We start from the raw sequence: 8,430 nt of genomic DNA on the forward strand, positions 1-8,430 counted from the left end.
AAGGGCGCAGCCCTTCCCCCTGGACCCCCATCCCAGTCTTTCATTTGTTTTTTTTTTTTTGAACAATAATTTGGGCAAGGATTCATCACCATGATCACGGCCGTTCGAGGCACACGCGATTTTTTGCCGGAAGATGCCGAAGTCATGCAATTCCTGGAACAAAGCGCCCAACAGGTCTTCCCCTGCTACGGCTTCCAGGAAATCCGTACCCCCCTGCTGGAGTGGAGCGAACTCTTCACCCGTGCCGTGGGTGAAACGACCGATATTGTCGAAAAAGAGATGTACAGTTTCCCGGACCGCAAAGGAAAATCCCTCTCCCTGCGCCCGGAAGGCACGGCGTCCGTGGTGCGGGCGTTTGTCAATCATGCCCAGAATCAACGCCTCCCCTGGCGGGTCTGGTATCGCGGCCCCATGTTTCGCTATGAACGCCCCCAGGAAGGACGCTCCCGACAGTTCCACCAGATCGGCTGCGAAGAGTTCGGCTCTTCCGGACCCCTGGCCGATGCCCAGATTATCGCCATGGTGCTGCGCTTTCTGGATGTGATCGGCCTGCAAAAACGCCTGGAACTGGAAATCAACTCCCTCGGCTGCCCGCACTGCCGGGTTCCATACCGTGCCCTGCTGGAAAATTTTCTGCGTGGCAACCTGGCGGCCCTGTGTGACAATTGCCAGCAGCGCCTCTCCCGCAATCCCCTGCGGGTGCTGGACTGTAAAGTTCCCGGCTGCCGCACCGTGGCCGGCGAAGCTCCCCGTTTGAGCGGACACCTCTGCCCGGCCTGTGCAGAACATTTTACCGGCCTGACCGGTCATCTGGATGCCTTGGGGTTGCCTTGGCGGCATAACCCCCTTATGGTGCGGGGACTGGATTATTATACCCGGACCGTCTTCGAGGTGACGACCCGGGATCTGGGAGCGCAAAATGCCGTGGCCGCCGGCGGTCGTTATGATGGTCTGGTGGCGGCCATGGGCGGCAAGGCGACACCGGCCATCGGGTTTGCCATGGGCATGGAGCGCCTGGTCGCCCTCCTGGGAACCCGGACCAGACCCGCCTTCTCTCCCATGCTTTTCCTGGTGGCCGTCGGCCCGGAAGCACGGCGACATGGCTTGCTCCTGGCCGAACGGTTGCGAAAGGCCGGTTGCAGCGTGGAGATGAGCCAGGAAGAGGGGTCCATGAAGAGCGACATGAAACGCGCCGGACGCTCCGGAGCCGCAGTGACCCTGATCATCGGCCCCGACGAAGTCGCCAATCACCAGGTCCTCATCAAAGATATGACCACAGGTTCGCAACAAACCACCCAATGGGATGACGCAGTCCAAACCATTCTGGAACGCAACAGGGAGGGTCGCTGACAACGACGCAAGGGAGGCACCATGGGCCAGGAAGACATTGTTTTTCAAGAAGTCGATGAACAGCTCGAAGCCGAGCAGCTGACCCGGTTCCTGCGCCAGAACGGCAAATGGATCATCGTGGGTTTTGTGATTTTTTTTGCCGGATTGGTGGCCTACGTTCTCTGGGGCGAACATCGTACCAGACAGGATCAGGCCATCTCCGATCTTTACGTGTCTGCCGGTCAGGCCATGGCAGGGAAACGCTGGGACGTTGCCGAGGCCAATTTAAAAAAATTGTTGGCCGATCATGCCCGTCATGGTTATTCCTCCCTGGCCAGGCTGCAACTGGCCCGGGTATTGGTGGAAACGGGTCGTTCCGGTGAAGCCTTGCGGCAGTTGGAAACCCTGGTGGCGGAGGCGGGCGATATGACCCCGTTCCGCGATGCGGCCCTGATGCAAGCTGCCTGGATTGCGGCGGATGTGGATGTCGGGCAGGCCCGTTCCCATCTGGCCAGGATCAGCGCCGAATCGTCCTTCCGGGTCATGGCCCTGGAACTGGATGGGGTCATGATTCTCCAGGAACCGGATGGAGGCAAGGAAAGGGCGCTGGCCAAATTTCGCCAGGCCCTCGATACCCGTCCTGCCCCGCCGGAAGGCATTCGCCAACGGCTGCTGCGCCGGGTGGAACGTCTGGGCGGACCGGTGCCTGCCGATCAGACTCCCGTCAACCAGATTCCTGCCCGGGATGAGGGGTGAGTCCCATGTACCGGTTTTCCTTAGAGGCTGTCCAAAAACATATTGATTTCGAAAAAACAAATAAAAAACGGGTTTGGGGCGGAGCCCCAATAAAATCTTTCTTCCCAATTTGTTTTTTCCGAGAATTACTGGATAGCCTCTTACGCTCCTCTCCCCCAGCCAGGATTCCGGTCTGGTCTCTCCTGACGCTCCTCGTCGGTGGGTGTGCGTCGCCCGGTCCCTGGTTCGGTGGCCCGGAAAAACCCGTGGACGAAACCGTCCAGGAGTATGTGGAACCCAAACCGGGAAAATCCGTGGGCCTGAAGCGGCTTTGGCGGAGTGGCGTCGCCGGTTCTCCCGACAAATACCTCATGCACCCCGGCGGCGTGGCCCTGGATGAGAGACTCCTGGCCGTGGGAACCTTTCAGGGCAAGGTGGTCGCCCTGAACCCGGCGGATGGTTCGACCCTCTGGAAAACCGATCTGGGTGCGTCAATCAGCGGGGGCGTCGCTGCCGATGCCGAACGGGTGTACGCCGGAACCATCCAGGCGGAAATGATCGCCCTGGACCGTAGCACGGGGCGTGAATTGTGGCGGTCTGGCGTGGCGACCTCCGTGGCCTCGCCGCCGCGTCCGGTCAGGGATCTTGTGGTGTTTCTGACCCTGGACAACCGGACCTATGCCCTCGATGCAGCCACCGGACAACGGCGCTGGGTCCACAACACCACCCCCGAACCCCTGGTGGTCATGGGGGCCGGAACACCTGCCGTGCAAAAAGGGATGGTCCTGGTCGGATACTCTTCCGGCGAAATTTTTGCCCTTTCCCAAAACGAAGGCAAACCCCTGTGGACCACCAACCTGACCGTCATGGGAGGACGGAGCGAACTGGATTTGTTGCAGGATGTGAATGCCCCTCTGCTCGTGACGCCCAAAGCCATTTTTGCCGCCAATCATCAGGGCCGGTTGATGGCCCTGCAACCGGCCACCGGCAAGCCCTACTGGGAACGGACCATCTCGGTGGTCCGGACCCCCCTCCTGGTGGAAAATCGCCTGGTGGTGAGTGATGTGGAGGGTTCGCTGGCACTCCTGAATGTTGCCGATGGAACTCCCCTCTGGCAAACCCGTCTGAGTGATGCCCTGTTGACCACGCCGGTCATGTTCCACGATCAAATCGTGGTCGCCGACAGCAAGGGACGCATTTTTGCTGTGGATCCCACCAGTGGCCGGGTGGTGGGTCTCGACCATTTTGGCGAGCCGATCTTTGCCGATCCCCTGGTGGACAGCGGCTTTCTTTATCTATGGACCAACGACGGGAACGCCTACCGGTTTGAATGAACCACGCCTCGACTTCCTCGTGCCTTTCGGCACCTCTCATTGCCCTGGTGGGTCGTCCCAATGTGGGAAAATCCACCTTGTTCAATCGCCTGACACGCAGCCGCAACGCCCTGGTCGATGACATGCCCGGCGTGACCCGGGACCGCCAGTATGGTCAGGGTCAATGGGGCGAGCGCGGCTTTCGCCTGGTCGATACGGGTGGTTTCCAGGAACAGTCCAGCGAACCCCTGATGCGGGATATTCGCCAGCAGGCCCTGGTGGCCGTCGAAGAGGCCGATGCGGTCGTTCTGGTCACGGATGGCATGGCCGGAGTCCTGCCCGATGATCAGGCCATCGCCGAATTGCTGCGCCAATCCGGCAAACCGGTGGTATGCGCCGTCAACAAAAGCGAAGGCCGCCTGGGCAGCCAGGGGGTCTGGGAATTTTTTGAGTTGGGCGTGGGACCGGTGGTGGCCATTGCTGCTGCGCATGGTCAGGGGGTGGATGACCTTTTGGCGGCCCTGTTCGAAGGCTTGCCGACTGGTGTGGTTCCGGATCCAGATGCCGAAAGTCTGCCCGATGCCGCCCTGCGGGTCGCCGTGATCGGTTGTCCCAACGCCGGCAAGAGTTCCCTGATCAATCGCCTGCTTGGTGAAGAGCGGTTGCTGGCCAGTGCCATTCCCGGCACCACCCGCGACACCATCGATACCCCTTTCGTAGCTCCAAATGGTCGGGCCTATGTCCTGGTGGATACGGCCGGTTTGCGACGCAAGAGTCGGGTCACGCACCGGGTGGAGTCCTTTTCCGCCCTTGCCGCCTTGAAGGCCATCGACCGGGCCGATGTGGCGGTTCTGGTCCTGGATGGGGTGCGTGGCGTCACCGATCAGGATCAGCGCGTGGCCGGTTATGCCACGGATGCCGGTTGTGGCCTGGTCATGGTCGTCAACAAATGGGACCTCGCCGGACGGGAACCCGGGGCCGATCAGCGCTGCAAGGATCAGTTTGAAATCTCCTTTCCGCACCTGGAACACGTCCCCGTTCTGCGCCTTTCCGCCCATACCGGACGCGGTGTTGACCGGTTGTTGCCCCTGGTGGACAAGGTCGGTCTCGCCTGCCGGCAACGCATTTCCACCGGCGTCCTGAATCGCTGGCTGGCCATCGCCCTGGCCCGACACCCCCTGCCGCGCAGCGCCGGACATCCCGTCAAGATTCGCTATGCTTCCCAGGTCAGTGTCTCTCCTCCCACCATCCTGCTCTATTCCAACCATCCCGAAGAGATTCACGCTACCTACAAACGCTACCTGGAAAATCAACTCAGGCAGGAGTTTGATTTTTCCGGAACACCTGTGCGGCTGTTGTTTCGGAAAGGGTCTTGAAATAATTTATTAAAATTTTGATAACCTTACAAATGAAGCACTGCTCATAATTTCCGGCAGATCCCTTGCCGCATGCAAAAAACGCAGGATCACCGGCGGTTTCAGTGCTGCATCGTAAACGATGATGTAGGGAAAGCCGGTCAGGGGAAGGAAGCGAATCGGTGATGAAGCAAGATTGGTGCGTTCATAGCCCGATAAAGGGAGATTTCCCAAATTCCGAGCGGCTTGATAAACAGCATTCTTAAGTGCCTTGGCCGAAGCAGGATTGTCTTTGGCAATCCAACGGATCGCTTCGAGGAATTCCTCACGAGACTGTGGAGAAAGAATTGCTGGTTTCATCAGGAACGAGACGCTTCTTCGATAATCCTGTCCGCTTCGATTATGACATGTTCAAGGGTGTACCCACCATCCCTTTCAGTCTCTTTCCGGGCTGCATCCAGCATGGAGTTGAACAGGGCACGGCGTTCCTCTCCCTCCTGGAGCAGGCGCAGGGCGCTTTGGATGACATCGCTCACGTCGCTGTAGCGACCGCTTTCCACACAACCGTGGGTAAAGCTTTCAAGTTCCGGGGTAAGGTGAACGTTGGTAACCATGGCGCAATCCTCAATTGTCAATACCTGATGCAACGTAACCCATGGTGACCTGGTTGGCAAGCTTCCAAGCTTGATATGTGAGAAGAATACAATATTTAATAAAATCCGACCCTGATGAATAGCTCAAGGTTGGTCGATGCATTGAGCAAGACCAGGAAGATGACGCAAAAAATGAGTGAATCCTGGAATCCAGAGGTGTACCATGCCTGGTTCTGGTGAAAATCGTGAGCAGGGAGCAGGGGTGCGTAAAAATGGACGGAACCTGGCGACGGAAGGCAACGGTATGTGTGCTGGGTATCATGATGGTCAGCATGTCGTTGCCGCGACCGGCAACGGCGGTGGCGGTTTTTTCTGATTTTCATAAGAGCGCATCCTCGACGGCCAACCATGGCAAGCTGGCTGATCTGAAGGGGCCTTTCGAATCAGGCCAGGAGGTCACTCGCGCCTGTCTGAAATGTCACACCGAAGCGGCAGGCCAGGTACAGAAAAGTACTCACTGGACCTGGCAATATACGCCCAAGGATTCGCAACGCACCTATGGGAAACAGAGTGTGGTCAACGCATTCTGCGGTTCAATCCAGTCCAACTGGAACTTATGTACCCGGTGCCACGCGGGTTATGGATGGAAGGATCCTGAAGTCAAGGAGTCCTCGGAAGAACAGGTGGATTGTCTGGTATGCCATGAGCAGACCGGACTTTACCGTAAATATTCCTATGGATATGCAGTACTCATGTCCAAGGGAAAAGTTGTCATAAAACCCGATCTGGCGGCCATGGCCCAGAGTGTTGGACGCCCCAACCGGCGAAATTGCGGTTTTTGTCATTTTCATGGTGGTTCCAGCGATGGGGCCAAGCATGGCGACCTGGATTCGTCCCTGCTCATGCCCAATCGCACCCTTGATGTTCATATGGACAAGGATGGCTTGAATTTCAACTGCACGGTTTGTCACACCACCCAGGATCATCAGGTCACCGGCAGCCGTTACACCATGAAGGCGCATGATACCCAGGGAATCGACCGGCCCGGTCACACGGATGATACCCGCTCTTCCTGCGAATCCTGTCATGGGGAGGTTCCCCACCGCACCAGACTCAAACTGAATGATCACACCGACCGGGTGGCTTGTCAGACCTGCCACATTCCATTTTTTGCCCGGGGTGGCATCAAAACCAAGACTTCCTGGGACTGGAGCCGTGCCGGTCGGCCTGCCGAAGACACCACCATTCCACCCGAACCTCATGAGGTGGCATCCACCCATCCCCTGACGCACTCCCGGCAACATGGCACCATCACCTGGGGAGAAAACCTGGTCCCGGAATATTATTGGTTCAATGGCAATGTCGAGTATACCTTGCTGAGTGATCGAATCGATGATACGGCCCCGGTCCAGCTCAATCGCATAACCGGACAGTATGAAGACAAAAAGTCCCGTATCTGGCCTTTCAAGGTCATGAAATCCAGAATGCCCTATGATCCGGTCAACAAAAACATGGTGATCAACCATGCCGTTGTCTCAGCGGTGGATGACAGGGATGCCTTTTACCGCTCCCTGGACTGGTCGCGTTCCGTGGCTGCCGGCATGAAATCTCCGGGTGCCCCTCCCTACAGTGGCCAGGTTGGCTTTGTGGAGGTCACCATGTTTTTTCCCTTGACCCACATGGTGGCTCCCAAAGAATACGCCCTGAAATGTCGCGATTGTCACAATCATGCCAGCCGTCTTCAGAATCTGACTGGTTATTATCTGCTGGGTCGTGACTCTTTTCCCTGGATTCGCAAAATGGGTGTTGTATTGGCTCTGTTGACCCTGACGGGTGTGTTCATTCATGGCACTTTGCGGTTTTTGCTTCCCAGGTTTCCTCGGAGATGATGCATGTCAACCCGTAAAATGCTGCTTTATACGCGCTATGCGCGCTTCTGGCACTGGTCGCAGGCCATCCTCATCATGGGATTGATGGCCACCGGTTTGGATGTGGCCGACCACATCGACATCATGGATTTTGAACTGGCGACCGACTGGCACCAGAATTTTGCCCGTACCCTCATCTGGCTCTGGATTTTTACCATCTTCTGGCACATGGTTACCGGCGAGTGGCGTCAATATGTGCCGACCAAGCATAAAATGCGTGCCATGGTCCATTACTATTCCAAGGGAATCTTCGATCCGGTGCGGCATCGCCATCCCTTCAAGACAACCCCGCGCTTGAAGCACAATCCCCTGCAAAGATTCACCTATTTGTTGCTGAATGTCGTGCTGACGCCGACCATATGGGGAACCGGTCTGTTGTACATGTATTACAACTCCTGGGAACAGATCGGGCTGGGGTTTCTTTCCCTGGGAGGCGTGGCCGGCATCCATATGGCCATGGCATTCCTGCTGCTCAGTTTTTTGATCCTGCACGTCTACATGGCCTTTACCGGCAAGCCGGTATTGACCCAGATGAAGGCCATGCTGACCGGTTATGCGGACATTCACGAAGAAGACATCAATCTGGTTGGCCAATTTCAAATTCTTCTGGTGGACGATGATACGGATTTTGCGCAACTGGTTCGCATGTGGTTGACGAGAAGCCCCCCGTTTTCCAGGGAACACATGCTTCCCGTCGGTCTGACCGTCCATTGTGTGGAAAGTCTGGCTGCGGCTTTTGTCTGCCTGCGTCGCGACAACTATGAACTCATTCTGTTGGACCTCGAATTGCCCGACAGCCAGGGCCTGGAGACTTTTTTGAAAGTTCAGGACTCTTTTTCCGATATTCCGATCCTGGTGTTGACCGGCTCGGAAGGGGCATCCCTTGGTTCTCAGGCCGTGCATGAAGGAGCGCAGGATTTTCTGGAAAAAATGGAATTGGATGCCCGCAAACTGGCCCGTGCCATCCGTTTTGCCAGTGAACGACACTCTTATATCCATGCCCATTCCCAGGTTATGGAACAACAGTCATGAATGAATATCAGGGCCTTGATCATCGTTTCGACCATGGGCAGGGGCTTGAACCGTTTCCAAATGGCCGCAACGATGATCATGGCCAGTATCAGAGGCTGTCTAATAACTTGTTAATTTCAAAAAAAACGAATGAAAAACTGGGATG

General features: G+C 56.8%; 9 protein-coding genes. 7 read left to right on the forward strand and 2 right to left on the reverse strand.

Going from position 1 to position 8,430, the window contains the following annotated elements:
- Window positions 1-90: 90 nt before the first annotated feature.
- From HQL65_19245 to der, 4 genes are read left to right on the forward strand one after another with little or no spacing between them, the layout of a single operon-like run.
- Window positions 91-1,350 carry a histidine--tRNA ligase gene (locus HQL65_19245; GenBank protein ID MBF0138372.1) on the forward strand — a complete coding sequence of 420 codons (1,260 nt, stop codon included), beginning with the start codon at window positions 91-93 and terminating at the stop codon, window positions 1,348-1,350.
- A 21-nt stretch (window positions 1,351-1,371) separates the two neighbouring features.
- The gene (locus HQL65_19250) at window positions 1,372-2,085 is read left to right on the forward strand and encodes a tetratricopeptide repeat protein (GenBank protein MBF0138373.1); all 714 of its coding nucleotides are present in this window, start codon (window positions 1,372-1,374) and stop codon (window positions 2,083-2,085) included.
- 5 nt (window positions 2,086-2,090) lie between these two features.
- Window positions 2,091-3,398: an outer membrane protein assembly factor BamB gene (gene bamB / locus HQL65_19255; protein MBF0138374.1), complete on the forward strand. Its 1,308-nt coding sequence runs from the start codon at window positions 2,091-2,093 to the stop codon at window positions 3,396-3,398.
- A complete protein-coding gene (gene der / locus HQL65_19260) occupies window positions 3,395-4,753 on the forward strand; it encodes a ribosome biogenesis GTPase Der (GenBank protein MBF0138375.1) in 1,359 nt (452 codons plus the stop codon). Before bamB ends, der begins: the two co-directional genes overlap by 4 nt.
- A 9-nt stretch (window positions 4,754-4,762) precedes the next feature.
- On the opposite strand, the gene HQL65_19265 is transcribed toward der, so the two are convergent.
- Complete coding sequence (locus HQL65_19265; protein MBF0138376.1) at window positions 4,763-5,092, reverse strand: type II toxin-antitoxin system RelE/ParE family toxin; 330 nt, start codon at window positions 5,090-5,092, stop codon at window positions 4,763-4,765.
- A complete protein-coding gene (locus HQL65_19270; GenBank protein MBF0138377.1) occupies window positions 5,092-5,346 on the reverse strand; it encodes a type II toxin-antitoxin system ParD family antitoxin in 255 nt (84 codons plus the stop codon). The genes HQL65_19265 and HQL65_19270 overlap by 1 nt, the downstream gene beginning before the upstream one ends.
- Before the next feature lie 251 nt (window positions 5,347-5,597).
- On the opposite strand from HQL65_19270, the gene HQL65_19275 reads away from it, so the two are divergent.
- The 3 genes from HQL65_19275 to HQL65_19285 all read left to right on the forward strand — a co-directional run.
- Window positions 5,598-7,214 (forward strand): tetrathionate reductase family octaheme c-type cytochrome, encoded by a 1,617-nt coding sequence (locus tag HQL65_19275; protein ID MBF0138378.1) that lies wholly within the window; start codon window positions 5,598-5,600, stop codon window positions 7,212-7,214.
- Window positions 7,215-7,217: 3 nt separating this feature from the next.
- Window positions 7,218-8,285 (forward strand): cytochrome b/b6 domain-containing protein, encoded by a 1,068-nt coding sequence (locus tag HQL65_19280; GenBank protein ID MBF0138379.1) that lies wholly within the window; start codon window positions 7,218-7,220, stop codon window positions 8,283-8,285.
- Window positions 8,282-8,430, forward strand: a 149-nt coding sequence (locus HQL65_19285) for a hypothetical protein (protein ID MBF0138380.1), incomplete at its 3' end; no start/stop codon positions are given. The genes HQL65_19280 and HQL65_19285, both read left to right, overlap by 4 nt.

The organism is Magnetococcales bacterium (genome assembly GCA_015228935.1).
Lineage (GTDB): Bacteria > Pseudomonadota > Magnetococcia > Magnetococcales > DC0425bin3 > HA3dbin3.

Bases quoted from the DNA above. Each gene is read 5' to 3' on its own strand.
- HQL65_19245 (MBF0138372.1), top strand. From the start codon at position 91: ATGATCACGGCCGTTCGAGGCACACGCGATTTTTTGCCGGAAGATGCC.
- HQL65_19250 (MBF0138373.1), top strand. From the start codon at position 1,372: ATGGGCCAGGAAGACATTGTTTTTCAAGAAGTCGATGAACAGCTCGAA.
- bamB (MBF0138374.1), top strand. From the start codon at position 2,091: ATGTACCGGTTTTCCTTAGAGGCTGTCCAAAAACATATTGATTTCGAA.
- der (MBF0138375.1), top strand. From the start codon at position 3,395: ATGAACCACGCCTCGACTTCCTCGTGCCTTTCGGCACCTCTCATTGCC.
- HQL65_19265 (MBF0138376.1), bottom strand. From the start codon at position 5,092: ATGAAACCAGCAATTCTTTCTCCACAGTCTCGTGAGGAATTCCTCGAA.
- HQL65_19270 (MBF0138377.1), bottom strand. From the start codon at position 5,346: ATGGTTACCAACGTTCACCTTACCCCGGAACTTGAAAGCTTTACCCAC.
- HQL65_19275 (MBF0138378.1), top strand. From the start codon at position 5,598: ATGGACGGAACCTGGCGACGGAAGGCAACGGTATGTGTGCTGGGTATC.
- HQL65_19280 (MBF0138379.1), top strand. From the start codon at position 7,218: ATGTCAACCCGTAAAATGCTGCTTTATACGCGCTATGCGCGCTTCTGG.